Annotated in this window: 24 protein-coding genes and 1 tRNA gene; 12 read left to right on the top strand and 13 right to left on the bottom strand. The window is 61.2% G+C overall.

Features of this window, described 5'->3' with window-relative positions:
* Positions 1 to 242: 242 nt before the first annotated feature.
* The 6 genes from AB7G19_RS21630 to opgC all read right to left on the bottom strand — a co-directional run bounded on the left by AB7G19_RS21630 (position 243) and on the right by opgC (position 6,422).
* Entirely contained in the window at positions 243 to 1,685 is a 1,443-nt protein-coding gene (locus AB7G19_RS21630) for a DUF1254 domain-containing protein (protein WP_354133870.1), read from the bottom strand.
* 777 nt (positions 1,686 to 2,462) lie between these two features.
* The gene (locus AB7G19_RS21635) at positions 2,463 to 2,894 is read right to left on the bottom strand and encodes a hypothetical protein (RefSeq protein ID WP_354133837.1); all 432 of its coding nucleotides are present in this window, start codon (positions 2,892 to 2,894) and stop codon (positions 2,463 to 2,465) included.
* A gap of 616 nt (positions 2,895 to 3,510) precedes the next feature.
* Positions 3,511 to 3,768, bottom strand: a complete 258-nt coding sequence (locus AB7G19_RS21640; protein WP_441268063.1) for a MarR family winged helix-turn-helix transcriptional regulator — start codon at positions 3,766 to 3,768, stop codon at positions 3,511 to 3,513.
* Between the two features lie 409 nt (positions 3,769 to 4,177).
* Entirely contained in the window at positions 4,178 to 4,447 is a 270-nt protein-coding gene (locus tag AB7G19_RS21645) for an antibiotic biosynthesis monooxygenase (RefSeq protein WP_441268064.1), read from the bottom strand.
* Positions 4,448 to 4,776: 329 nt separating this feature from the next.
* Positions 4,777 to 4,995: a hypothetical protein gene (locus AB7G19_RS21650; RefSeq protein ID WP_441268065.1), complete on the bottom strand. Its 219-nt coding sequence runs from the start codon at positions 4,993 to 4,995 to the stop codon at positions 4,777 to 4,779.
* 62 nt (positions 4,996 to 5,057) lie between these two features.
* Complete coding sequence (gene opgC, locus AB7G19_RS21655; RefSeq protein ID WP_441268066.1) at positions 5,058 to 6,422, bottom strand: OpgC domain-containing protein; 1,365 nt, start codon at positions 6,420 to 6,422, stop codon at positions 5,058 to 5,060.
* A gap of 475 nt (positions 6,423 to 6,897) precedes the next feature.
* On the opposite strand from opgC, the gene AB7G19_RS21660 reads away from it, so the two are divergent.
* Positions 6,898 to 7,560 carry a response regulator transcription factor gene (locus AB7G19_RS21660; RefSeq protein ID WP_441268067.1) on the top strand — a complete coding sequence of 221 codons (663 nt, stop codon included), beginning with the start codon at positions 6,898 to 6,900 and terminating at the stop codon, positions 7,558 to 7,560.
* Here AB7G19_RS21660 and AB7G19_RS21665 read toward each other — a convergent pair.
* Entirely contained in the window at positions 7,555 to 9,675 is a 2,121-nt protein-coding gene (locus AB7G19_RS21665; protein WP_441268068.1) for an MASE1 domain-containing protein, read from the bottom strand. The genes AB7G19_RS21660 and AB7G19_RS21665 overlap by 6 nt on opposite strands.
* 538 nt (positions 9,676 to 10,213) lie before the next feature.
* On the opposite strand from AB7G19_RS21665, the gene AB7G19_RS21670 reads away from it, so the two are divergent.
* Positions 10,214 to 10,420, top strand: coding sequence for a cold-shock protein (locus tag AB7G19_RS21670; protein ID WP_097668860.1), 207 nt, complete (start codon positions 10,214 to 10,216; stop codon positions 10,418 to 10,420).
* A 29-nt stretch (positions 10,421 to 10,449) separates the two neighbouring features.
* On the opposite strand, the gene AB7G19_RS21675 is transcribed toward AB7G19_RS21670, so the two are convergent.
* The 3 genes from AB7G19_RS21675 to AB7G19_RS21685 all read right to left on the bottom strand — a co-directional run bounded on the left by AB7G19_RS21675 (position 10,450) and on the right by AB7G19_RS21685 (position 12,406).
* Positions 10,450 to 10,755 carry a hypothetical protein gene (locus AB7G19_RS21675; RefSeq protein WP_441268069.1) on the bottom strand — a complete coding sequence of 102 codons (306 nt, stop codon included), beginning with the start codon at positions 10,753 to 10,755 and terminating at the stop codon, positions 10,450 to 10,452.
* 156 nt (positions 10,756 to 10,911) lie between these two features.
* Entirely contained in the window at positions 10,912 to 12,156 is a 1,245-nt protein-coding gene (locus AB7G19_RS21680) for a tyrosine-type recombinase/integrase (RefSeq protein WP_441268070.1), read from the bottom strand.
* A gap of 160 nt (positions 12,157 to 12,316) precedes the next feature.
* Positions 12,317 to 12,406, bottom strand: a tRNA-Ser gene (locus tag AB7G19_RS21685).
* Positions 12,407 to 12,864: 458 nt separating this feature from the next.
* On the opposite strand from AB7G19_RS21685, the gene AB7G19_RS21690 reads away from it, so the two are divergent.
* The 7 genes from AB7G19_RS21690 (at position 12,865) to AB7G19_RS21720 (ending at position 22,009) form a co-directional block, all read left to right on the top strand.
* Entirely contained in the window at positions 12,865 to 14,970 is a 2,106-nt protein-coding gene (locus AB7G19_RS21690) for a tyrosinase family protein (RefSeq protein ID WP_354123795.1), read from the top strand.
* Positions 14,971 to 14,988: 18 nt separating this feature from the next.
* The gene (locus AB7G19_RS21695) at positions 14,989 to 17,268 is read left to right on the top strand and encodes a LodA/GoxA family CTQ-dependent oxidase (RefSeq protein ID WP_354131531.1); all 2,280 of its coding nucleotides are present in this window, start codon (positions 14,989 to 14,991) and stop codon (positions 17,266 to 17,268) included.
* Positions 17,265 to 17,681 carry a hypothetical protein gene (locus tag AB7G19_RS21700; RefSeq protein ID WP_071913888.1) on the top strand — a complete coding sequence of 139 codons (417 nt, stop codon included), beginning with the start codon at positions 17,265 to 17,267 and terminating at the stop codon, positions 17,679 to 17,681. Before AB7G19_RS21695 ends, AB7G19_RS21700 begins: the two co-directional genes overlap by 4 nt.
* Positions 17,682 to 17,683: 2 nt before the next feature.
* Positions 17,684 to 18,805, top strand: a complete 1,122-nt coding sequence (locus tag AB7G19_RS21705) for a tryptophan 7-halogenase (RefSeq protein WP_354123797.1) — start codon at positions 17,684 to 17,686, stop codon at positions 18,803 to 18,805.
* A 10-nt stretch (positions 18,806 to 18,815) separates the two neighbouring features.
* Positions 18,816 to 21,023, top strand: coding sequence for a multicopper oxidase family protein (locus AB7G19_RS21710; protein ID WP_354233553.1), 2,208 nt, complete (start codon positions 18,816 to 18,818; stop codon positions 21,021 to 21,023).
* A gap of 31 nt (positions 21,024 to 21,054) precedes the next feature.
* Positions 21,055 to 21,702 carry a DJ-1/PfpI family protein gene (locus AB7G19_RS21715; protein WP_354113826.1) on the top strand — a complete coding sequence of 216 codons (648 nt, stop codon included), beginning with the start codon at positions 21,055 to 21,057 and terminating at the stop codon, positions 21,700 to 21,702.
* A gap of 115 nt (positions 21,703 to 21,817) precedes the next feature.
* Complete coding sequence (locus tag AB7G19_RS21720) at positions 21,818 to 22,009, top strand: hypothetical protein (RefSeq protein WP_028153368.1); 192 nt, start codon at positions 21,818 to 21,820, stop codon at positions 22,007 to 22,009.
* Positions 22,010 to 22,067: 58 nt separating this feature from the next.
* On the opposite strand, the gene AB7G19_RS21725 is transcribed toward AB7G19_RS21720, so the two are convergent.
* Complete coding sequence (locus AB7G19_RS21725) at positions 22,068 to 22,292, bottom strand: hypothetical protein (protein WP_028153369.1); 225 nt, start codon at positions 22,290 to 22,292, stop codon at positions 22,068 to 22,070.
* A 261-nt stretch (positions 22,293 to 22,553) separates the two neighbouring features.
* Here AB7G19_RS21725 and AB7G19_RS21730 point away from each other — a divergent pair, with 261 nt between their 5' ends.
* Complete coding sequence (locus AB7G19_RS21730; RefSeq protein WP_063986370.1) at positions 22,554 to 22,874, top strand: DUF1476 domain-containing protein; 321 nt, start codon at positions 22,554 to 22,556, stop codon at positions 22,872 to 22,874.
* Positions 22,875 to 22,892: 18 nt separating this feature from the next.
* On the opposite strand, the gene AB7G19_RS21735 is transcribed toward AB7G19_RS21730, so the two are convergent.
* Positions 22,893 to 23,483, bottom strand: a complete 591-nt coding sequence (locus tag AB7G19_RS21735) for a TIGR00645 family protein (protein WP_063983282.1) — start codon at positions 23,481 to 23,483, stop codon at positions 22,893 to 22,895.
* A gap of 162 nt (positions 23,484 to 23,645) precedes the next feature.
* On the opposite strand from AB7G19_RS21735, the gene AB7G19_RS21740 reads away from it, so the two are divergent.
* Positions 23,646 to 23,936, top strand: a complete 291-nt coding sequence (locus tag AB7G19_RS21740) for a hypothetical protein (RefSeq protein WP_071913898.1) — start codon at positions 23,646 to 23,648, stop codon at positions 23,934 to 23,936.
* Positions 23,937 to 23,967: 31 nt separating this feature from the next.
* On the opposite strand, the gene AB7G19_RS21745 is transcribed toward AB7G19_RS21740, so the two are convergent.
* Complete coding sequence (locus AB7G19_RS21745; protein WP_256374848.1) at positions 23,968 to 24,096, bottom strand: hypothetical protein; 129 nt, start codon at positions 24,094 to 24,096, stop codon at positions 23,968 to 23,970.
* 803 nt (positions 24,097 to 24,899) lie between these two features.
* Between AB7G19_RS21745 and AB7G19_RS21750 the strand changes: the two genes are divergently transcribed.
* Positions 24,900 to 25,832 carry a septal ring lytic transglycosylase RlpA family protein gene (locus tag AB7G19_RS21750; RefSeq protein ID WP_354113827.1) on the top strand — a complete coding sequence of 311 codons (933 nt, stop codon included), beginning with the start codon at positions 24,900 to 24,902 and terminating at the stop codon, positions 25,830 to 25,832.
* The last annotated feature ends 27 nt before the right edge of the window (positions 25,833 to 25,859 follow it).

Below are 25,859 nucleotides of genomic sequence, written 5' to 3' on the forward strand. Positions count from 1 at the left end.
TCGAAAGAGTCTCCCGCGACTCTCTCAGCCGGCGATTTCAGCAATTGGCCCTTAGCCGAACAAGGCTGAGACCATTGTAGTGTCGGCTATCGGCGGCAGATCGGGCGCGGGGCCGTGCTCACTTCGACCGCCGCTTGTGACCCTAAGGCGACATTGCATCCGTTCAATCAGCCGGCGCACTGGCAATGGGGTTCTCCACCGCGTGGTGCTCGAGCCTTTAGTTGGCCGCTCTCTGTATCGCTCTATGCGATCCGCTTTATGCCGGGCGGCTGCCATGTCCCTTCGCCCGGCGGCAAGATCGAAGGTGCTTCGGTCTTCGGCCAGTAGAGCCGCATGACAAGATAGATCGTGTCGTTCGGCGCCGGCAGCCAGTTTGCTTCCTTGCCAGCGCCGGGCGACTTGTTCTGGATGTAGAGCGTTAGTGATCCGTCCGCATTCTTTTTCATGTTCGGCAGCATCGGCGAGTTGATCAGATAGCGGTTGATCGGATTTTCGATCAGGAGTTGGGACTTGCCGTCATACATCGTCAGCGACCAGAACGAATTCACCGGTGGCAGTTTTCCGGCCGGGAAAGTCAGTGTGTAGTTGTGCTTGCTGCCGTCGAGCGTTTGACCGTCGCCGTCAACGCGCGTGAATGGATAGGTCGCTTCCGCCGGGTCATTACCATAGATGCCGGCCTGAGCGGCGACGGCACGCTTCAACCAGTCGCCATTGTAGTGGGCGCTATCGCCTGGAAGACCGCTAACCCGCCAGCCATTGATCGCCTTGCCGACATTGGCGACGGCCTCGTCGACTTTCCGCTGGCCTTCCTTCATGCCAAGGCCTATCTCCAGTTTCTGCTCCAGAGGGAGGTCCTTAAAGTTGAAGGTCTTGCCAGGCCCAATGCCGATGCGTGCTAGCTTGGCGCGTATCTCTTTCTCATTGCCCTGCGCCGGCGCGAATTGCAGCGCGAAGTCGAGATAATCGAAGAAGTTGGTCTTCACGAGTTCCTTATCGATCTTGGGGAAGTCGATGGTTGGCGCGGCCGGCGGCGGCGTCTGCTTCAGATAGGCCGATAGCATCTGCACCTTGTAGCCAGCCTGCACCTTCTTGACGTTGTCGAGATCTTCCGGACCGAAAAGCTGGGTGCGATAGCCTGCGACGGAAAACTGTGTGCTCGAACGAAACACCTGCTTGATGCCCGCCGGGGTGTCGCCCTTCCAGTCGGGCCCGACCACCATGTAGTCGCCGGCCTCGCTCCCTGTGGCACGGGTGCCTATATAGCCGTAATTGTAGGTATTGCCGTCGCATAGCATGACCGAGTAGTAGCGCTTCGGATCGATCGCCGGCACCGAGAGCACCACCGGCTCCGCCCGCAAATCCATCCACACGAAGGAATAGGGTGTGTCGCTGTTCGGCGTGACGATTGCGGTATCTTTGTAGGTGAAGACGTTAGGTTCGTTCTTGATCTGATTGAACGGAGCCTTGAACTGCCCAGAATTCCGATCGATCGCATATTCATGCATGACGGCATAGTTCATCACGATAGGCAGGCCGTAGACGAACCCTGCCTCGGCAATGTCTTTTGCCTCGAAAAAACCTGAGCGATCGACGCTGGTCTGTGCGTGCGCGGGGACAGACTTCGCCGTCGATGCAGTGATGGCAGCCAAGGCGGCCGAACGAAGAAGATCGCGCTTAGTAAACATTTTCCGCAGTCCTTCCAGTTCTTTGTGCTCAAGCGCGCATGCGCTGCTCGCAGATCGATTTGTTTGAGAAGTTTCGCACCTGCCGCGATGGTTGACAATGCAAAATCGGACAACCCTAAGCATGCCCGGAGGTCCGTTGTTGGCCCTTAGCGTCGAAGCGTACCCATCACTTCGGCGTCGGCTGTTCGGGGAAGACCGGACATGGATGCAGGTATGCCAAACCGACGCGAATTGCACTAAGCCGCTGTCGCGGTAGAGCACGACGGCTCGATATCCGCGGTAGGGAAGTGGCTCCGCTGCCCGGCGACAGATCGGCCCGGGTGGGCTCTGCCAGCAATTAGCTGCGCATGGCGGCGCGGAAACCGACGAAGCTCAACGCGCCCGCCACGGTGACGGCAATCCAGCTCACCCAAAACGGCACATCGACGCCATTCAAGGTGACGGACCATCCATCACAATCCGGATCAACTGCAAAAGCGCGCTCAAGGCAAAGATGGCGGCGGCGAGCGTGCAAAAGGTTCTTATGGTCATTGCCCGTCTCCGACGGCACACGAGGACGTGGCTCGCCCCCGCAGCCAAAATGGGGAGGGGCCGGCGCGGCGGCCGCTCCCTTTAAGCAGGGAAGTAGCTAAACAGAGCCATTCTCGATGTATCGCACAATCGCCGTTTCGCGACGCCGCGAGTCGGGATCACTTCCGCTTTTGGCACAAATGCGAAGTGCAGCGATGTCCGCGGTTACTGTGAGCGGCACTTCGTCCCCACAATCCGCGGGCAGTGTTACTGCGCCAGAAATCTATATGCGACAATCAGAGCCACCACGCTCGCGAAAATCAGCAGTGCTGGAAGGAGTTCTCGGATCATTGGCTTCGTCGAATGCAGTGCAGCCGATAGACCGGGCTGATTAGGCCGTTTCTTGAGCCGCACGACTTTGCCCTCTGTCATTGGTGTGCGAGCCTTTGGTTCCGGGGGCGCGCCCACGCCTCCCATCTCGCTGTAATAAGCGCTGTAGACCTCGCGAACGGCTAGGGCCGTGGACTCGGCCTCGCTCATTGTCTCGAGCCGAGTTCGATAGTTAGTCAGAAAGCTTTGGGCGCTGGACGGCAGGTCATCGAAACCACCGAGCTTGGCCATCATGAGCCAGGTGGCAAAATCCGCCTCAGCCTTCGTGCGCGCTTTCTTGGCGATACTAGCTTTGGAGCTAGAGGACATGGTGGTCCGATTGGTTTGAACCCGGCCGCGAAGCTGTTCATTGACACCATCCGCGCGGCGGGAAAGGCAATTGGCAATCCAGTCACAGTAATGACGGCGCGGGAGAGTTCAAACGCGAATCTTACCAACTAGTCGGCTCCTGGCCCAGGTTGAAGCGGACTGAGCAGGCTCGCTAGGGTAGGGCTCACCTCCGCTGATGCCCCAACGGCAGTAGCTCTGCGACGCACATACGAACAGTAAGCGCGGAAAACAGCGCCTGCAGGCCGATCCATTAACGTTTGCGGATATCCACTCCTCCGCGCTCGGACCGCCAAGTCGTTGAAGTTACATGAAGTTCGACGTTGGACTTCACGCTTGATCGAGAAGCTACGGCGACAAACTACGAATGGACCCGCTGGGATCCCTAGCTGACAGGGCAGGGCAGCTCAGGATGAAGGCGGCCAACTCGTCGCTCGAAATTAAAACACAGAAGATCAACCTCTTCTTTAGTGATAGCAGCCCGAAAAAATCGGCATGTGGACTAGGCCGTCGCCATGCTCGTCTCAGGCAGAAGATGCACTGCCTGCAACTATCCGCGTGGTGACGATGCTGAGCGGTGCCGAGCCGATCCAAGACCTTACGAAGTGTGTCTCGAAAGTTGGGGCGCCAAGCTCAACCATTGCAATTGCACTGACAAGCGGCGCGATGGGATCGTGTGCCAGGATTTTCTCCCCCGTAGCGTTATGCAAAGGATAACTGACCGCTTGTCTTCGCCGGAGCTCTTGCGCTCTAAGTAACCCTTCGCCTCAAGCCGCTTGACCATCTCGGAAACCGTGGCCCGAGTGGTGCCGACGAACTTCGCCAAAGCGGAGGGTGTTCGCGAGAACCTTCGCACGAGCAAGAAACCGCAACGCTATCCATTCTCGGTCACGCATTCCATGCCGAGTACCCTCAAAATGCCAACTGTTCCTCGCTTGCAGCAGCAAGTCGACTGCTTCCCGCGCTGCCGTGATCATCCCGCGCCCGCTTACATGCCCGGATGCATGCTTACTGATTTGGATTTCGTAGCGCACGTCAAATGGCTAGAGGACTACATACGAAGGTTTGCACCCAGCGATTGCAACCGACACGACAGCGATTTGGACGCAGGTGCCCGTTTTGGGTCAAAAGCGCCCGTCGATGCCTATGTCCGGTCCACCCGATGCAGCGGACCTATAGCTTGCGGAACGTCTTCGCCTTCGGGCCAACGGGCGACATGGCGCACCAGGGCAAAACAATCCTGGCACTTGGCCGGGATCGATACTTCACGCCTTGTTTGTAAACCAAATCGTCGGAGCTCCCGCCACTCCCGCATTCTGCATGGCATTCTTCAATTCAGCACTCTCCGCGAAGGCTTGCGCAGCTTCAATCGTGGCAAACTCATGAGTTACTGTGATGTCATTGGGATTTTCGACTGCTCGGTAGACAGCCTCGGCTGTTACGCCCTTCGCCTTCTGAACCGGAGCAAAATCATCGTAAGCCTTTCGCCAGGTTTTGTAGTTGGAAACCGTGTGTCTAACAAACATAGTCGCCATCAGATGTTCCTTCCTAACTGGTCGTAACAATCCTTCCACGAACGCTTGGAGCAGCACCTCTAAGAGCACCAGTACTTGTCTGAAAGCGCCTGGAGCTGATGTTCGGGTCGTAGTGCCTTCGCGAGGCCGCTATCGTGCTTGAGTGCGGCAATGCAGGCCAAGGTTTGAGGCTACATTGCGATCCGAAGTTTCCAACCGAGCGCCAGACCGAGCAGCTTTTGGAGTTAGCCGAGCGTATCGGCAGCCCGACTCAATTAGGAACGAGCCTCGCAGCATGTGTCCGCTGATGTCAGCTGACATTCGCAGCATGGTGTCCGGTTTGTGATGTACTAGGTCGGCCTGCGCACGCCAGTGGAAACGGTCTCGCGTGCACGCACCGGCGTGCAGGTCGTGAATACGAGCGCAAACCGGCTGCACTGCCAGTCAGCGCCGAGCGCGGCGCTGGTGGGTGATGTCAGGTTGACCGACAGTAATGCCGCTACGCAGGCAACCATCACGTAGGTCGCGATCAGCGCCGCTCCCTTGTGGCTCCTTGGCTGGGACATCATGGCCTTGGCTCCTGTGCGATGGCGCCGGAAGAATAAGCGGCAGGCGCCACAGTTTTTGTGGTCTAGTTCACATTCCGAGCCAATTTTCTCTCTGTTGGCCCGAAGACGTGCGCAATTGCTGGCACTGGATCGGCGCCGCGGCCGGACTGGCGCACCGGGGCAATCACCCCGTCGGCGCGTGCGAGCAGCGTGGACGGAAAAGCGCCGAGCGCCTTGGCTGTCCTAGGATCGATGACCAGACCAAACCTGGTCGGCTGCTCGACAGGCAAGTCGGCGGGGGTCGCGCGCGGCGGCTGCCCGGGTTTGGTCTTGATCACGTTCAGCAGCGTCGCCGCGACAACCATCACCATGACACCACCAACACTGAGCGCGATCTGCATCATCAGCCCCTCCGAGATGTCGAGCAGCGCCGCGTGGCTAGCCAGCGTCAGCAGAACGCCGAGGCAGTAGATTGGCAACGAGTTCTGGCCACAGCGAATGGCGCCACGCATCACCGCCGTCGTCAGCCCTCGCCAATTGCGAGGCACGAGCCATACGGCTAAAACCGCAAGGGCCAAAAAATGCAACAGCCGCAATGGAGCGAGATTCGATTTGTCGATCGGGTAAAGCAGCGTTGGCAGCGCCTGCGGGACGAGCGCTTGCAGCGGTTGGATGCTGCAGCTCAATACGATGATGAGGCTGATTACCAGATAGAGAACGGCCGGCACGAGCGCGGTGCCTGAGGTCACCCACGGTCGGAATCTCTTGCCCTCGATGATCCACCACGCGCCAAGCACAAGCGGCAGTTGCCATGCCAGCGGATTGAAGAACCAGTGGCCATTCGGCCACGCCGGGATGGTCCAGCCGAAGATGTGCACCAGTGTGTAGAGCAGCAGCGACGCGCCGAGTGTTGCGTTCGGCGCTCGCAGCAGCAGCCACAGCAGCGGCGCGAACAAGAGGTGATAAAGCACGAAGAGCGGCAAGATGTCGGTGTTGACTGGGCGGTATTGCAGGATCGCCGCGTGCGCGAGCGTCACGCCCGGCTGATCCAATAGAATGCGCGTATTGCTCGTATCGGCAAGTGGGCCGCCGCCTGCGAGGTGAACCACGACGGCGCAGGCAAGCGTGAGCAGCAGAAATGCGACATAAATATCCCAGCTTCGCCACAGCGTCCGGCCGATCACGCCGGTCCAGCCGCCGCTCTGCCTTGCCGTGCCGTAGGACAGTGCGCAGGTCAAGCCCGATAGAAACATGAATACTTCCGCGGCATCGCTGAAGCCGTAGTTGCGCAGCGTCAGCCAGCTCCCGATGTTGTTGGGGACATGGTCAAGAAAGATCCACCAGAGGGCGATACCGCGGCAGGCATCAATGCGCAGATCGCGGCCGAAGCCTTTCAGCTCCGGCAGCGGGCTTGCCAATGGCTTCGGGGTGGCAGTTCGATCAAGCATCTGGTTCCCCGTCCGGCGTCCGAGCACGTTTCAAGAGGGACCGAATCTCACGAAAACATCAGCCGAACCCGGCCGCGAATTGGCGACGCCTGGTAGAAGCTCCTGGCGCGGGAGGCTGTCGGTTGACGATTATCGTTCAACGGCATGGCGCGTAAATCAGCCGGAGGTCTCCACAGAGGGGTTCCTTGGTCCTATGATCAAGGTCCCTACAGATAACCGCACTCTGAATCCCGCGACTCTGATGGTCCGCACTCGCTTTTTCGGCATCCTGTGTGCTGATTACAATTACAGCGCACGTCGGCATACGACTTCTATCTTGAGTGCATAACCGTGAGCCGCTGGTTGGGCAAAGGATGAAGGATGGAGGGTTTCGGGGCCAGTCTTCCCGCCAGCCTCTTCCTCGCCAAAGACCCAAAGGTGGGTGTATGATTTCTTCATTCGAATCTCCGTGCAATGGAATGACGGAGAGCTTTTCATGAAAGTTCTTATTGTCGACGATCATGCATTAATACGCGAGGCGTTGCACGCTGTCCTGAAGCAACTGAAGCGAGAAGCTGTCGTATTTGAAGCTTCGAACAGCCACCAAGCAATGCACCTGGTCGAGGAAAATCCCGACATCGGCCTCATTCTGCTTGATATCAATTTGCCCGATAGAGATGGCTTCTCTGTCCTCCGCGAACTGCGAGACTGCTATCCGACCATTGCCATCATCATTCTCACGTCCTCGAGTGATCAAGATTCGGTCAAGCGCGCTTTCAAACTTGGTGCGTTGGGATTCATCCCGAAAACGACCGAGCGAGAGGTCATGCTCAACGCCATTGAGTTGGTGTTCTCCGGCGGTATCTACATTCCCTCGGAAATCCTGGAGGAGACGGCGCCTCCGCGGCCTACAAATGAATCAACGACGCGCGATTCTCTTAAGAGGCTCGGATTGACCGATCGGCAGATTGAAGTGCTTGCGCTTCTGATGAAGGGAAAAAGCAACAAGGTCATAGCCAATATCCTCAACATGGCAGTGCCGACAGTGAAAAACCACATCACTGTCGTTCTCAAGGCGCTCAGCGCAACAAGCCGCACCGAGGCAGTCATAAAAGTAGGAAAAATGGGCTGGGAATCGCCGCCGAAATCCGAGTCATGAAGTCCGTCCGGTATCCCTGTCATCGTCGTGATCCATCAAGAACTCGTGCATGACAGCGCGGAGCCGCATTGGGTCGACAGGCTTGTGCAGCAAAATGTATCCTCTATCCTTGGCCTCACGCGCTGGTTCAGGTGCCGTATCGCCGCTGATGAGAATAGCCGGAATGGATGAACCAAACGCCGCATTGATTTGTTCAATGGCTCGGATCCCGGTCTTTCCGCTAGCAAGATGATAATCCGAGATGATGAGATCGGGGCGTTGTTGGCGTTCAGCAAACCGGATAAGTGCCGCTTCGTCGGATCCAGCGGTAAGGACGGTATATCCCCACCTGCACAGCAATTCGCCGGTTCCTTCCTGCGTAATTGGAGCATCGGCAATAACAAGAACGACCTTGCGTTCGACCGCAAAGGCCGCGGGGTGAGGCGGATCGACGGGCTCGGTGGACGTGACGCATTCATCGGCCATTGGAACCGTGATCGCAAATCGCGAACCTCGGCCCACAGTCGAAGTTAAGTCGATCGGATGGTTGAGAAGCAGGCGAAGCTTGTCGACGATAGCCAAGCCGAGCCCCATGCTGCCGTACCGGTTCCGGTCTCGAGCAGCAAGTTGAAAAAACTCGCCAAAGATATTCTGCTGCTGATCCTCAGGAATACCGGGACCAGTATCCCATACTTCGATGCGCAACATTTCACCGCGCCGACGACAGCCGACAATGATCCCGCCCCGCAATGTATAGCGCACCGCATTGGATACCAAATTGAGCAGTATGCGTTCGAGCAGCATGGCGTCGCTCCGCACCCAGGCGTCACTTCGCCTGACACGGAGACGCAAGCCCGTTTCTCGCGTTGCCTGATCAAACGCCGTCTCAATTTTTTGCAACAAGCGCGCGATCGGGAATTCAGTAATTGTGGGGATAAGGATTCCAGCATCGAGCCTGGACATATCCAGCAGCGAATTGAGCATTTCATCCATTTCCTTGCGCGTTGCATCGACCAGCTCGATCGTCCTTGTCCGTTCCCCCGATCTGAGAGGCGTGCGCAGTTGGGCAATGAACAAACCCAGTGCATGTAATGGTTGCCGCAAATCGTGGCTGGCCATGGCAAGAAAGCGCGATTTTGCTGCATTGGCGAGCTCAAGCTCTTGCGTACGCTCGGCGACCTTCCGTTCGAGTTCGATCTGCGCGCGGCGTAGACTTTCCTCCCCCTTCTTGCGGACCTCGACGTCGGCGCTCAGTAACAAGCTCGGAACCGTAATACTGATCAGGAACATCAATAGCAGCAGGAATGAAACGTTGAGATCCGCGGTCGTGAAGGGGCCGCCTCCTGTGAGCGTCCCCCAAATGGTGATGCCGGCAAGCACCAGCACAACCGTTGCGGTGTCACGCGGACCGCGGCGCAGCGCCGCCCACAACATGGGCAAGATCGCAAGAAAACCCAAGGGATCTCGGCTCGGCGTTTGCTCGATCAGGGGACTGAAAGCAATGAGTCCAACAGTCGCCGCCGTTGCGAGGACGCCGACCGTCTCCAGAAAATCATTGCGGTTGAAAGCTGGGTAGCGGCTTGATGCCCAAAGCACGATAACGGGGGTAATGACCAGCGCGCCGGTCACGTCTCCCAGCCACCATGTGACCCAGGCGTTCGCGAAATTGGTCCGATCGATGTAACCGGCGGCCGCCAGGCTGGTCAGTCCAATGCTGGCGCTGACCGGCGTCGCGATCACGATGCAGATCAGAGCAAACTTCGCGACGGAATTCGGTCTCGAGAACGTATTGCACCCGTTCGACCATCGATTGACCAGATAAGCGCCAACAACGGCCTCAAGAGTGTTGCCGGTCGCAATCGCAATTGCGGTGGCAATCGAGCCGGCGGTGGTGGCATTAGCGAGCACCGCTGCAATGAAAATTCCAGGCCAAGTCCGATATCCCCACAACAGCACCGCCGCCAGCGCGACACCCGTCGGTGGCCAAATTGGCGTTGCACTGGGATGAATAGAGGCGAGAGCAAGGCCGCCTTTCGCTAGGGCGAAATAGATCACTCCAATTGCGACCAGGCCCCCGGCATTGTTGATGGCTCGGCGAAAGGTTATCTCCGGCGCTAGTGATCTTGGATCGAACATCGTCGACGCCTGGACTAGGCAGTTGCATCGTCCACCATCACTGACTTTCTGATCTCCTTGAAAAGATCAATGATCGCTACTTTCCCGTTTACCAAGCGGTTGATCGACACCACTACGTCCGAACGCTGCGACAATACAAAACTCGGCAAGATGCGCTCAGATCGAATTGATCACTTTGACCGCAGAACACGCACTTCTTTGTAAGCGGGGCGAAAATTCGACCGCTCGCGGCTTCAGCGATACCCTACCTTCAAAGCCTGACAGGAGCCACGCCATGGCTTGCGGGCAGGGCACCGCCTCTTGGAGATTTAGAGGTAATCCTGCTCGCCGGTTCGTGCTGGCGGGCCTTGATGCCAATATGTGTTGGCGCTCGCTAGTTCACATTCCCGGCGCCGGGACGTCGCCTGCAAATCGCTTGCCCTGTTATCAGACTACCGGTTGCTTCGAAAACACTCGAAGTCGCGCAATGCGGGATTTTGCTTGTCAGCCCCAGCGCGCTCGACCTAGGCTATGTTCATTGTTCAACCGGGAGGCGGACGTGGCGACGGGCATTGTGAAGTGGTTTAACGCAACCAAGGGATTCGGTTTCATCCAGCCCGATGACGGCGGCCAGGATGTTTTCGTGCATATTAGCGCAGTAGAACGCGCCGGCTTATCGGGCTTGGCGGAGGGGCAGAAGGTCTCTTACGAGATTCAGGTTGATCGCAAGCGCGGCAAGAGCAGCGCGGAGAATCTTCGCGTCTGACGGCTGCCGCGACCATAGCGCAGCGGTGATCACTGCACTTTTTGTCCGAGGTCCCTCAGGAGCGCGTGGAGAAAGTCACCGGCATGGTCGTATGGCGCGTTGCCATCTGTGATTTGACGGGCGCGCGGCTCTATTAAGCGGCCGACGGTTTCGGAGCCGAGCAGCTCAACTCTGTCCGACCACTGCAGCAGCAAACTATCGGGAATGTCTTCCGCAGATCCGAATAGCTTCAAAAGGCAATGTTCGCCCTCGGGTTTATGGTCATAATGAGCCTTCGCCGCATAGAAAGCGAACAACCCGTGAAAGGCATCACGGGAAACGGCAGGTTTTCCCATCGTAATGTCCCTAAAAAATTAAGTTCTCAATGGGAGCAAGTCTGAAGTCCTCGTGCGGGAAAAGCTAGCAAAAAATTCAATCTCGCACTGCACGTCGTGTAAAGAGGCCGCCCGAAAGGCGGCCTCAGTCGTTTACTTCGTTGATCCAAATCGTGCTCAAATCAGCCGTCGCAGCGTTGGCCATCCGCCGACGACCTTGATTACATTGGCGCCCGTGAGGAATGCGGCCCAATCCTTCATCAGTGATCTTCGCTTTTCGAGCTTTTGGCCTCGTTGATAGGCTGCAGTGGTCTCGCTCTTGTACTTGTGGGCTAGCGCGGCCTCGCGCACGCCATCCGGATAGTCCGTGCATTCCTCAGCCCAGGTTGCAAAGGTCGACCGGAAGCCATGTACCGTCACGTGTCCGTAACCGAGACGATCAAGTACTGCGAGCATCGCATTTTCGGAGAATGCTCCGCCATCAGGACTGGCGAAGATCAGTTCGCCTTGGCGTCCATCGCGCAACTCGTCAAGCACCGTCAATGCAGGGTCGGACAAGGGAACGTAATGGTCCTGGTCCATCTTCATTCGTTCGCCCGGAATTTTCCAAGTCGAGTTTTGCCGATCGATTTCGGACCAACGCGCCTCGATTGCCTCATTGGTGCGGCAACCCGTGAGGATTAGGAAGCGCAACATGGCAGCAGCTCTGCCCGGAGCGCTAGCCAGAAGCGTCAAAAATGCCGGCGCTTCCGCATAGGGCAAAGCGGGATGATGCCGAACGACTCGCTTGGTGCGCTTTGGGAGTTTCTCGCGCATCTGCCGCGTAAGTTCGGCTGGATTGCGGAACTCCGGATCATCGATATTGATGTTCTTTGCGATGATCGTTTCAATTCGGCCGCGGACGCGGTTCGCAGTCTCCCGCTTTTCCACCCAAATCGGCTCCAGCAGATCGTAGATGTGGCTTGGCTTAATCTCAGGGATCGTCAATTTGCCGATGGTGGCGTAGGCGTAGCGCTTGAGGGAGGACGGCCACTGGTCGCGATGCTTCTCACTCCAGGTCGACCAGTTCGCCCGAATGTAGGCTTCCGCGCATTCCTCGAAGGTCGGCAACACCACCTTGGCCACGACGGCTTTCGCCTCTTCGCGCGCCTTTCGACGTTCCTGGACGATGTCGACGCCGGCGGTGCTGCGATCGCCTTTGACGCGCAGCCGGGCCGCATCCCGGGCAAGCCGCGCCTCCTTTATTGACACCTCCTTCAACGAACCAAGACCGTGCCACCGCTCTTTTCCGTCTTTCCAATATCTATAAGACCAGCTTTTCGACGTTGGTCCTGTAACGATCAAGTAGAGGCCGCCACCGTCGGTGTATTTGCCGGGCTTTATAATGCGCTCTACGTCGAGTGGTTTGAGCCGTCCAGCCATTGTTCCTCCGAAGAATCGTCCTCCGAACCCACGGTCTTCAGCTACGGTCAGTGACCTGATCAGGAAGAACACCGACGAACTGTGAAGTACAGTCTTTCGGCATAAGTCACTGAATTTGCTGTGGAGTTCGAACGACCACGAACAGTGGCGAACAATATACTGGCGGAAGGGGTGGGATTCGAACCCACGGTACCCTTGCGGGCACGCCGGTTTTCAAGACCGGTGCCTTAAACCACTCGGCCACCCTTCCGGACAGAGAATGGTTGTCGCTTAACGCAGTCGACCGCGCAAGGCAACGCGAAGTTGGCGCTTGCGGGGGAAAACCAAGTCCGATGGGGAAACGGGCCGGGAAGGGCGAAGCTCGGCTTCGTCGAGCAGTCGTTCGGCGCGGATTCGCTCCCGGTGTGGCTCGGCTTCATCCCACGACGACTGGAATGCACGCTACGCTCAATCACGCAGCGTTTGATGACCGGACACGTCCGATGGCCGGCGCTGAGCTTGAGCAACGCACTCGTGCTCGCATCCGCCTCATCCACACGACGCATGGCCAGATCTGTCGTTTCGATAAAGGTTGTATGAAATAGATCACGCAACCCCGAAAAATATTCGCGCTTGCTTCGACGTTGAAGGTGCGTGTCTACGTGACATCACCCAAAAGTTGTGATTAGTCTCCGGCCGCCTTCTTCGTCTTGCTGTCCGGGGGCTGGAATGGACACCGAAGCATTGACCGTTGCTTATGCGCGCGTGAAGGCGATCCTGGATGAAGCTGCCGGCGATAGCACCGCTGATTATGGTGGCGCTGGACGGTTTTGGGATAAGGGCGCACAGGCGTTGGAGGCGGCCGAGATCTTCGGCATCAAGATGGTTGCTCCAGTGCCGGAGGGCCACGCCTGCTGCATCCCGCCGCATGCGCGCAGCGACGCGTCCGGATTGATCAAGGGATTGCGCGGTGAAGCACCGTTCGACGGTGGCCGGTTCCCGGCGCTGCCATGGGGCGGCAAGCGCCTCGCGCCCGCTGACGTCGACCGCATTGCCGACTGGATCGATGCCGGTTGCCCGGATGATGCGACCAGCGTCGCAGTCGAGCTTGCGCCTGGCAAGCCGGCGAAGACCGCGACGGTGAAGGTGAGCGAGATCGCCGAGTTTGCGGTCGCTGCCGACGGCTATTCGCCGGCCGCGGATGCCGGCGAGCCCCGGCGGCGCATGAACATCGACTGCATGAGCGAGCCGCAGCTCGAACGGCTGCGCCGCGGCTTCCGCCGGCTTTACGATCTCGACCACTGGCCGGAAGACCGGCGCAACTACAACAACCAGGCGCTGATCCACCAGAACCATTGCCAGCACGGCTGGGAGCGCTTCCTGCCCTGGCACCGCGCCTATCTCTACGAGTTCGAACAGAACCTTCAGGACTTCGAGCCCGGGCTGATGCTCCCGTACTGGGACTTCACGATGCCGGAGTACCGGCCGGAGGAGCCGGACAAGGGCCGCATCATTCCGAATTCGATGAAGGCCTATCTCACCGAGGAGGCGGCTGAGACGCTGTTGGCGGCGCTCGACCCGGCGCCGACGGCGGCGCAGAAGAAGGCGATCCTGGCGCTCGCGCATGACCGCGTCACCTTCACCTCACAGCACAGCTTCTTCTGCTATGTCATCAGCAACATCGGCTATGCGGCCGTCACGCCGGATCCTGACAATGCCAACCGCCAGCGCTTCATCGACGCGCTGCTTCAGTCGAACTCGCTCTGGTATCCGCTGCGCTACCCGGCCGAATATCCCAAGGGACAGACGATCAACCAGGCAATCAACTATCATTACCCGTCGGCCGACGACATCGCCCAGATCCTGAGCCTCAACAATTTCCGCGACTTCGGCGGCGGCAGCATCTACGACGCGGCGTTCGGGTTCCTCGACCAGAATCCGCACAACACCATGCACATCTGGACCGGTGGGCAGAATCCGGATGCAGGGCAGGCGACCTATGTCTGCAAAGATGCCCCGACCGCGGCGGCTGCGTCGCAATCCGACGCCGAGACCACACGTCTGCGCGCGCTCGCCAAGCGCCGCAACGATGCCGTACAGGTCGGCGGGCGCCGTTTCCACGCCCGCCCGGATCTCTATTCGCAGCCGGGCTCCGGCGACATGTTCAGCAACCTGACGGCCTCCTACGATCCCGTGTTCTGGCCGATCCACGTCAATATCGATCGGATCTGGTGGGAGTGGCAGAAGCTCAATCCGAATGCGCTGCCGGCCGATCTCGATTCCGTGCTGTCGCCGTGGAACTACACCATCCGCGACACGCTCGACATCGCGCCGTTCGGCTACGAATACGTCCGCAGCTCGCATTTCATGCCGGTCGGCCTCGAGGCGCCGGTCAGCCGCTTCGTGTCGCAGCCGATCAACGTGCCGCAGGCCGCGCGCAGTTTCAAACGCGCGGAGATCCGCCTGCATCAGGTGCCGCAATTGATGCGCTCCTGCTTCGTGCGCGCCTTCCTGAACGAACCCGGGGCCGACGCCTCGACGCCGATCAAGGGCAATCCGCACTACGCCGGCTACATCTCGATCTTCGGACATGGGGCCTGCTACGGCGGTCCCGGCCATTGCGATATCCCGCCGCCGCAGCCGCGGCGCTTCGACCAGCGCGGGCGCAGCCACAATATGCCGCGCGTCCATCGCATCGACGTCACGGCCGCCGCCAGGCAGGCGCTCAAGAAGAAGGGCCCGCTGCAGATCACGCTGGTCGTGATCGGCGGCGACTACCAGGAGGAGAGGGAGCTTCTGAAGCTGGAAGGCGTGTCGATCAGTTTCCTGGATTGAGAAAGCGGCGGGGAAGTCATGGCGACGTATCGAATCCATCCGGGCATCGGCATCGCGCGCCTGGGCAACAGCGACAGCGAATTCTACCTCGCGCCGGAGACGCCCGCGGCGATGCCGCTCGCCTGCGACAGTTTCGGCAATCCCGTGCACGGCCCCGACGGGGTCACACCTGTTCCGGTCAAGACCTTCAAGGATGCGCAGGGCCGCGTGAAGCGCCAGGCCGCGCGCTTCCAGATCTTCGTCTATGACGAGGAGTCCCCGGAAGGCAGGCCGCTGGCGCTCGGCGATGCCGTGGAGGGCGGCGGCAATCATGGTGTGCTCGTCGACATCCAGTGGCGCGTCTATGTCGCCAACAAGAAAGCCTCCTGGTACCCGTTCACCGAGCTCAAGGGCGAGCATGGCTACGCCCCCGGCAGTGCGCGCCGCAACGCCGACATCACCGGCCAGGACCGCGACCTGCTCATCATCGATCCCGGCCCGCGCAGCGTGAATGCGACCACCAACCGGCGCGCGCATTTCGATCGCTCGGGCGGCCCCGGCGGCTATGCCACCACGTTCCCGCCCAGGGGCCTCCAGCCGTTCGACATCGACACGCTCGGCGAGATGATGACCGACAACAAGGGCCGCCTGGTCGTGCTCGGCGGTCACGGCAATTCGGGCATGGACGTCAACGGCAGCTTCGGTCCGAAGATCGAGGACTATGCCAACACCGACGGCTGGTACGACGACATCTCCGACGGGCCGGTGATGGCGCGGCTGATCATGTATTCGAAGCAGGTCGGCCAGACACGCTACATCGACGTCGAGTTTCCGGCCTGGGTCGTGGTCGGCTATCCGCGCTTCGTCCCTGAGATCCTCGACATGATCACGATGGACGAGGTGCTGTACGATCTCTATGTGCGCCAGTTCGCCACCGACACCGGCATCTACGGTACGCTCGGCACCTATGACGATCCGCAGCAGATCCCGTTCCGCGACGAGGCGGCGCTGCGTCACTGGCAGGCCGGCCGTCTTGCCTGGAATCGCAACTACCGGCCGTGGTTCTATCGCGACATCTGGCCGATCCTGTTCCGGCCGGATGAATTCAGGTATCTGAACGATATCCTTCAGCAATCGAACTACCCGCACGATCAGGCGCAGCGCGGCACGTTCGATCCCGACAAATTATCGAAGACCCCGAAACGCGCGACGCGGCCGACGGCGACGGCAACACCGTCGGATGCACCGTTGCGCGATGCCAGTCAGGGCGAAGCGGTCATGGCGGTGGCGGCGGTCGCAGGTCCGACCCACTATTCCAAGGCCGACGATCCCTACGGACCGATGCGCCGCTTCCTGTTCGATCTGTTGCGCCGTGCGGGCGAGGCCAATTCCTTCCAGGTGCAGGACCGGGCATCGTCGCGCGTCCATTCGCTGCCGCTGATGCCATTGTTGTGCGGCGACAATCCGCTGACCAACGAGACGCCGTCGAAGTTTCTTCATCTCACCGAGTACCAGCTCTTCATCCTCGGCCAATGGGCGCGCGGCTGGTTCATCAACGAGAAGGAGGAGGGCTGGCTGCCCGACGGCTATTCACCCTTCGCGCCTTATCCGAAGACACCGCCGAAGACCGGTCGCGAGCTCGACCGCGGCGTGCTCAGCAACGTGCTCGGCGGCGCCTTTTGTCCGGGCGCCGAGCTCGGCTGGGTGATGCGCAACCCTTCGATCTACTGGGCGCCGTATCGGATCAACGCCGATCGCAGCGTCTCGGATTTCCTGCAGAGCGCCGCCCAGGCCAATCAGGACCACGGCACCGTGATTGCCGACCCGACCTTCAACGTCAACTCGCCGCTCAGCCAGGACAACGACTTCGAGACCGGTCTTCAGCCGGGTGACCTCACCAAATATATGGGTCTGCCCTGGCAGTCCGATTTCAACGAGTGCACCACGCAGCCGATCAACATCACCTACGCCGACTGGAACAATTTGTGGCCCGACAGCGACAATGACGATCGCTTGCGGCGCGACGAGAAGACCTGGACCACGCTGTGGTGGCCGGCGCATCGGCCGTTGCAGTCGTTCGAGATCGCCTCGGTCTCGAACGGTAAGCCCAATTACGTCTGGACCACGTGGAGCCGCGGCGTCCCCCAGACGCCGGTCGGCGACCTCAAGATGGTCACCGAGTGGTCGCTGCTTGGTTTCATCGTGCGCAATCCCTACGAGCCGGCCGTCAAGCCCGCCGACAGTTATCAAGGGCCCAAATACATCAGCGTCGAGCGAACAACGGGGGCGCGGCCCGATCCCAAAAGCGAGGCATCATGAGCGACAATCCATTCGTCGGACATTGGACCTATCGCAGCCTGCTCAATGATCCCGACGTCAACACGGCCTTCAACAATCTCGAATTCGGCCGTGGCACGATCGAGATCGCGGACGGGCCGATGCAGCTGCTGACCGGCACGATCGGCGGCCCGGGCTGGTCGCTCGCGTTGAAGGGATCGCGCGCCTATGGATCGCCGATGCAGGTGCGTTTCCAGGGCACCGGCGTCGTCGGCGGCGAGGAATGGATCTACGATTATTGGGGCTCGCTGGTGCCGGCCTGGCCCAATGGCGTCGACCAGCGCCCAGCCATCGTCGGCTCGGTGATCCGGACCATCCCGCATAGCGGCGGCTCGCCCGGCACGGTGGCGCCTGCCGGCGTCGTGGCGTCGTTCTACGCAGTCCGGGCCGACTGACCTTGGCCGCGTTCGACATCATCGTTGCAGGCGCAGGTCCAGCCGGAACGGCCGCTTCCCGCGCGCTTGCGATGTGCGCGCCAGAGCTTCGGGTGGCCGTGATCGCGCCGTCCGGGCGGCGCGGGCGAGACGAAGGACGAGGCGAGGTCTTGTCACCGCTGGTCCAGCCGGTGCTGCGGCAGCTCGGTCTGTGGACGACTTTCCTGGCGCAGGGCTTTGCGCCGTCGCACCGCACGCTCACCTCCTGGGACCAGGCCGGCCTGGCGTCGAGCGAATTGCTGCTGGAAGCGCGCGGGCCGTCATGGCGCGTTGATCGAATGGCGTTCGATGGCTGGCTCACGGCGGCGGGTTGCCGCGCGGCCGAGCGCGTCGATGCGAAGGTCTGTCATCTCGCGCGCGAGGCGGACGGCTGGTCGGTCGTTTGCGACGACGGCAACAGCCATTCGGCCCGGCTGATCATCGATGCGACGGGCCGCGCCCGCGCACTCGCCGACCGCCAGGGTTCGCGGGCGAAAGCGCAGGACCGCCTGATTGCGGCCTATGCCGAGGCGACGACATCGGGACCGGCCGCACCGGAACTGCTCGTCGAGGCCTTTGAAGACGGCTGGTGGTACACGATGGCACTCGACCAGGGCAGGCGCGCCTTTGCGTGCATGACCGATGCCGATCTCGCGCGTGGCCTCAGGCTGAACACGCCGGACGGCTGGCGCAGAGCTCTCGCCAGGACGCAATTCGTCTCGGCGCTCGCGAGCAAGATCATTCGGCTCGAACCACCCCGCTTGATCCCTGCGGGCAGTCGGTGCGCCGCAACGACTGCCGGCTTCCATTTCCTCTGCGCAGGCGATGCCGCGAGCGCTTTTGATCCGATCTCGGGTCATGGCGTGGTCAAGGCCATGCGCTCGGGCGTGTTCGCCGCCTATGCCGCCAGCGATTGCCTCGCGCGCGGTGATGCGGCCGCTCTCGATCGCTACGGCGCGTGGATCGCGCGCGAAGCTGCGGCCTACGCGACGACGCTAAGCGAGCACTACGGCAGTGTCTCGCGCTGGCCCGAGCGCCCGTTCTGGCGGCGCCGGCGTGCCGACGCGCCTTCACGCAATCCTTCGAGCAGTCTTCTGGAACAGTAGGGCGGACAACATGATGAAGAGCTTCGCGCGAATTGGTCTTGTCATCGCCGCGCTGGGACCGAGCCTTCCAGCATTCGCGGCGCCGGTTCCCCGTGCTTTCGAACCGCCGCCGACGCTGCCCGGACAGGGCAATGTCGTGGCCCTGGAGGCCGGCGTGGCGCCGGCCGTTGGCGGCTGCCGGCCGCAAGGATCGATCTCGCGCAGCGGCTCGATCGTCTCGGTGGTGCTCAACTTCGTGCGTGGCCGCTTCTTCATCAACAACCCGGATCCGACCGATCCGCAACCCGATGGCCTCGACCCCGTCGAGCTGCGCTCCTATGGCGGCTGCAAGTCGGGCCCGGCGATCTTCGTCAAGCCCGGGGATACGCTGCGCGTCGACCTGATCAACCAGCTCGCGAAGGACGACCCGAGCTGTTTGCCCAATCCGCCGGAGGGGCTGGGCTTGCCGGCGTTGGTCGGGTGCTTCAACACCACCAACCTGCACACGCACGGCCTGCACGTTTCGCCCGCCGGCAACAGCGACAACGTGCTGCTCAACATCGCCCCGCAGACGAAGTTTCCGTATGAGATCAACATCCCCAACGACCATCCGGCGGGGACGTTCTGGTATCACGCCCACCGTCATGGCTCGACGGCAGTGCAGGTGGCGAGCGGCGCCTCGGGCGTGCTGGTCGTCAAGGGCGAGCGTCCCTATACGCCACCGTCGTCGCAGAACCCGAAGCCGATTGCCGATATCGACACGGTCCTGCATGACGTCAACGGCGCGCCGTTCAAGGAGCAGCTCTTCCTGTTTCAGCAGATCGCCTATGCCTGCTTCGCCAACCAGCCGAACCAGCCCGGCGGCCCGTGGCAACAGATCTACACCACGCAGGGACTCTACAACGCCAGCAGTCCGGCAAATATCGCCAACGCGCCGTGGACGTGCCCGCTGGCGACGTCAGGCAATCCGGTAAGCCCTGGCGTCGTCGAGAACTTTGGCTTGCAACTGGACTCATCGTCGATCTGGGACACCAATGGCCGCTTCACCAGCGTCAATGGCATCGTGCAGCCGACGCTCACCGTGCCGGCGGGCGAGATCCAGCGCTGGCGTTTCGTGCATGCCGGCATTCACGACACGATCAACATTCAGCTCGTGCGGGCTACGCCGGTCGGCACAACGAACCTGATCGCGACTTCGGCGCTGAGCGGCAACCGCCAGCAGCAGAAGGCCGATCTTCTGGCCGCCTGCAACGCCTCGACGGGCACACTGATCCCGCAGTTCGAGATCGCATCCGACGGTCTGACCCGGACCAAATTGCGCACCGTGCACGCCTCGCAAGTCGGCGGCGTGCTTGAATCGAACTACATGCAGCCCGGCTATCGCAGCGACGTCCTCGTCGTATTCCCCTCGGACGGTGACTATTGCCTGCTCAACCAGGCGGCGCCGAAGGCAGAGCGCGTGTCCAACGGCAATGGCGGCGGGCAGGGGCCGTCGACCCCGCAATTGCTGGCCTACGTCCATGTGCGCGGAGGGCAGCCCGTGACGGGGGATCTGCAGGCTTATGTCGGCAAGGCGCTATACGATGCCAATCCGACGTTGCCGGACGCCGTTCGCACCGGGCTGCGTGACGGCGATCTGCGGCCGTGGGCGCCATTCGAAAACCTTGCGCCGCCGGCTGCCGGCAGCCAGCAGCAGCAGGCGGCCTTCGCGATCAACTTCCCGGCCTTCACGGTCAACAACGCCTCGTACGATCCCGACGTGGTGAACTTCACGCGCGAGGTCAACACCACGGACGATTGGCTGCTGTCCGCGCAAGGCGAGCCGCACATCTTCCATATCCACGTCAATCCGTTCCAGGTGATCGACGTCACCACCACCAACACCAACGGTCAGCAGATATCGATCTATAATCCCGACGGCACCTGCAAAGCTGACATCGTGTATGCCGACAAGCAGCAACTGGCCAACCAGTATTGCGGCATGTGGCACACATTCCGCGACACGATCATCGTCGAGAACAACTATCAGATCCGCGTCAGGACGCGGTACGACCGCTACATCGGCGAGTACGTCCTGCATTGCCACATCCTGGACCACGAGGACGCGGGCATGATGGCCAATATCGCGATCGTTCCCGACCTCAACGCGCCGGGCGGCGGCCTCGGGATGGCGGGGATGCGCCATGCCAAGCAGCCGACGGCGACACCCGCGGCGACGCCCGTAGGCCACAAACATTGATCGTCACAGGAGGTAGGGAGGATTGCGCGCGATGAAGATCGGCATTCCCGTCTACGACGGCGTCGACATGCTCGACGTCGCCGGTCCCTTCGAAATGTTCGACTGGGCCGACTTCGACGTCGAGATCGTCGCGGCAAAGCCGGGAATGAAACGGTTTCGCAACCGGGGATTTCCGTTCGAGGTCGCAAAATCCTTCGCGGAATGCACCCAGTATGATGCCGTCTGGATTCCCGGCGGCGATCCAGACGCGCTCACCGAGATCATCAACGATCCGCACCGGACCTACGTCCAGTTTCTGACCGGGCAGGCCGCTGGTGCGAAGTACATGTGCTCGGTCTGCGAGGGAGCAATGCTGTTCGCGGCATCGGGCCTTCTCGACGACCACTGGGCGACGACGCACTGGGCTTTCCTGGAATGCTTCCCGACGCTGTTCCCGAAGGTGAAGGTTGCCGACGGACATCCGCGTTTCGTGCTGGATCGCAATCGCCTGACCGGAGCCGGAATATCCGCGGGCCTCGACGAGGCCCTGATGTTGATCACGCTGCTCGGAGGCACGGAGCTGGCGCGTCAGGTTCAGCAAAACACCGAATACTATCCGGATCCGCCCGTGCGCAGCGCGATTCCCGCAGCGCCGCAGTGCCCGCTCACAGGCGTCAAGCCGCCGGGGTCGACGCAATAGGTCCGGCCGACCGAATGCATCATCTAACTATCTGATATGTTGATACTTCAATCGGCCGCGTCGACTGCCGGGTTCAACTCATGGAACCGTTTCGTTGCTTGCGCGTTGTCTCCGCATGACCGAAGACCTTTCCTTCCGACGCAAACCCCTGACCCCTGAGCAGCGCCAGGCTCGTGATGCCGCACGCCGGATCGAGGCCGAAAAGGCCATGCGCGATCACGAAGAGGCCCAGAAGGCGTTTTACGCCAACAAGGAACGGCTGAGGGCCGAGCGGCTCGCGCGCGAAGCGGCCGAGGCGAAGGGCTGACCGAACGCGGTCTCCGCCCGCAATCTTCTGAAGCGATCTCCCAACCGGAGACCGGCCGCTAATGCCGGTTGGACATTCCCGTTGCGCTCAAAGCCAGCTTGAGCGCCTGGACGGCGCCGGCGAACGCGCCGCGGGGCGCTTGCGCCTCGATCGCCTCGGCCGCGATCCGACAATCGTCGGCGACCTTGAGCAACCCGCTTCGCGCGAGATCCATGGTGGAGAGGGCGGCCTGCTCGAGGCAGACCCGTTCAAGCCGTCGAAACTCCCGCAGCTCTTTGTTCATGCGTCAGCTCTCGATGTCCCCCGGCCCATCGGGCGCCGAGTCTGCTTAACGGACGGTAAACATCTCTGCCTAGCCGATTTGGCTGGCGTGGCGCTGGTGCGTGCCGTGCCCACGCCCGGGCTGCGGCGCACCACCGCGCAGGCTTGACGGCCTCTGCCTTCCGGGAGGAAGATTCAAATGATCCTAAACTGACGAGAACCACGGAGACGCTCGCTCCCAGCCAGTCCGATTCTCTTCAGCGAAAACGCATTGGAGCTGACCATGACCACGTTCGACAAGCGCGAGCAGGGCTTTGAGGCCAAATTCGCTCACGACGAGGAATTCATGTTCAAGGCCACGGCCCGGTCCAACAAGCTGCTCGGGCTCTGGGCCGCGGGCCAGCTCGGGCTCAGCGGCGACGCCGCGGCAAGCTACGCAACGGCGCTGGTGACAGACAATCTGGAGAGCCAGAGCATCGACGATGTCGTGGGCAAGGTGTCCGGCGATCTTGCCGCCAAGGGCGTGGCGCGCGAGCAGGTCGCGCAGAAGCTTCAGGAGTGCCTGCACCAGGCGCTCGCGCAGCTCGAAGCAAGCAAACAATAAGAAGGCCGGCCGTTGCCCTCACTCGGCGTGCTTGCGCATTCCGGAGTCGCTGAGCCTGTCGACGTAGGCAATGCCGATCGCCGAGGCGATGAAGGTGATGTGGATCAGGACCTGCCACATCACGCCGGTCTCGGTGAAGCCGGCGCGGTTCGAGCCGAGATTGCCGGCCTCGATGAAGGTGCGCAGCAGCGCGATCGAGGAGATGCCAATGATGGCCATGGCGAGCTTGATCTTCAGGACGCTCGCATTGACGTGGCCGAGCCATTCCGGCTCGTCGGGATGACCCTGGAGGTCGAGCCGCGAAACGAAGGTCTCGTAGCCGCCGACGATGACCATCACGAGCAGGTTGGAGATCATCACGACGTCGATCAGCGCCAGCACGCTCATCATGATCTGCTGTTCGGTGAGGTCGATCGCGTGCCAGGAAAGATGCCAGAGCTCCTTGAGGAACAGCACGATGTAGACGCATTGCGCCACGATCAGTCCGAGATAGAGCGGCAGTTGCAGCCAGCGCGAGCCGAAGATGATCATCGGCAGCAGGCCCAAACGCGGCAACGGCGGGCGGGGTTCGGTGCGCAGTTCGGACTCGGGTCCAGGCTCAACCGACATTCAGGCAGCATCCTCGCGAGCTGAGATGATCTCGCCTTCATGTAACCCGACAAGATGGCCGGTGGAAGACGGCCAAGCCGCTGGCTGCGGCCGGCAGATCGCGCAGTCTCGTGCTACTGTGCCGAACGGCCAAAGAGTCAGGGCTTGAATCGGGAGGCGGGGGTGTCTTGGAGCGGCTTCGGCAAAGGGCTCGGCGGCATCGCGGTCGCCGTCGCAATCGTGGTTGGCGCCGGTGGCGCGGAGGTCTCGGCGACGCCGCTGACGCCGTTTCGCTACGAGGCGCAGGCGCAACGTCATTGCCCGCACGATCAGGTGGTCTGGCTCGATTTCAGGAAAGGCATCTACTACGGCAAGGGCCAGAAGCGGTATGGCCAGGGTTTCGACGGCAGCTTCGTGTGCCTGAGCGAGGCCCGCGACAGCCTTTATCGCCGCTCGCTATTGGGCCTGCGCTGAGCAGCGCGTGATTCGGAGGTTTGGGGGATGGCTATTTCCGGTCCGGCAGCTTCACCGGCACGTGCGGGGAGGTGCTGATCACCCGGGGGCTTCCGTCGGGATAGGTGCGGTCGCCGCGGATCAGCGATTCCAGAACCAGAAAAAATTTCTCAGCAAGCATTTGCGTCACCCTCGTTGGTGATGGCCTCTTGAAATGAGTCGAGGCGCCGAACGCAGAAATTCAATCAACTAAACGGGAGCAGGGCAATACCGGACAGAGCTGTATGTGCATCGCGGTGTAGTTGTGGTTAGAAAGAAGGAGCCTGGTGGTGGTGCTCAGGCGAAGGCCAGTGCCACGAGGCTCGAGCAGAGAAGAAACAAGCCGCCGGCGGTCAGTGCCAGGAAGCCATCGGATACGAAGTCATGGTTGCGCATGGGACACCTGCCGCTCTCGTGTTCGATGCTCGGTCGGATCGATTAAGATTGTCCGAACGTGCCGTCTTGAAAGAGGTGATCCTTGCCGTCCGCGCGAATGCCCTCAGGCCCTCGTGCGGTAACCTTCAAACGCATGGGCCAGGAAGATCCCCGCGCTTACCAGACCCATCAGTGCCGAAACCGTCTCGATCATCGTCAAATTCCAGTTCGCCCCTGCAACCGAGAAAACGCGTGCGGCCTTGCACAGTCAAAAGAATTCCAGTGAGCCACAAGACAATGGGGGTGGAGTGAGGATTTGGCGCAACAGAATGTCCAGGAGTGGCACAGAGCAGGGGGCCTGCGCTCCGTAGATCAACGGGGAGAAGCGAACGCCCCGTTTACCATCCCGGCGTGAACGCTGTGGGCTCCCCATTTCCGCCGTGTTCGGGTTGCGTTATCCTTACTGCTTCCGACGCGGTGGTGGGCCGCCTCGGATTTTGGGACCGGACAGCGCTCCCCCGTAGCCAAAGCGGGTTGGGTACGCCTCCGGCGAAGTGGTATTTGGGGCGCATGGGGATCCGACGGTCAGATTCGGTTTTGCGGGCCGCACGCGGTGTTGCCGCGGTCGCGACCTGCCTCGCGCTCGCCAATTGCGCCTCCTCGAACAAGTTCGCCAGCCGGGTCGATCCGAAGTACGGCGTGTCCTCGAGCCCGCGGGTCGTGGCGCTTGGGGATCCGGTTCCGAAAGGCGGCGGCACCTACCGCGTCGGTAAGCCCTATGTTGTGGCCGGCCGGACCTACGTGCCGGAGGAGGACGTCAACTACCGCGCCGAGGGTATGGCGTCCTGGTACGGCGACGATTTCCACGGCCGCCTGACCGCCAATGGCGAAGTGTTCGACATGACCTCGCTGACAGCGGCGCATCCGACTCTGCCGATGCCGTCCTATGCGCGGGTGACCAATGTCTCGAACGGCAAATCGCTGATCGTGCGCGTCAACGACCGGGGGCCTTATCACGGCAACCGGCTGATCGACGTCTCGAACAAAGCCGCTGAACTCCTTGAATTCAAAGGCAATGGCGTCGCCAAGGTCCGTGTCGAATACGTTGGCCGGGCGCCGCTGGAAGGCTCCGACGATCGCCAGCTGATGGCGACCCTGCGCACCGGGATCCCGGCGCCGTCGCCCTCGATGGTGCGGGTTGCCTCGGCAAGGCCCTTCGTGCCGGAGCTTCCGTCCTCGAACCGCGGCGCCATTCGCGGCGAGGTTCCGACGCCGGAAGGGCGGCCCTACAATCTCGGCAACACCTCCGCCGACATGGCGTCGCTCAACGCGACCTCGGAGATGTCGGCCTCGAGCCGCAGCCGGGGCCGGGGCCGGGCGCTCCAGAACGCGCGCGCCGTGTCCTATGACGAGGATGGCCGCTACGCGACCGAGAACGCTCCGTCATCGGCCGACGGCGCCGCCGAGGCCCGCAGCATCCTGAGCGGCCGCGGCCTCTACTAAGCAGGTACCAAGCCGGCAAATCCGGCG

This window comes from Bradyrhizobium sp. 215_C5_N1_1 (genome assembly GCF_052075935.1).
Classification (GTDB): Bacteria; Pseudomonadota; Alphaproteobacteria; order Rhizobiales; family Xanthobacteraceae; genus Bradyrhizobium; species Bradyrhizobium barranii.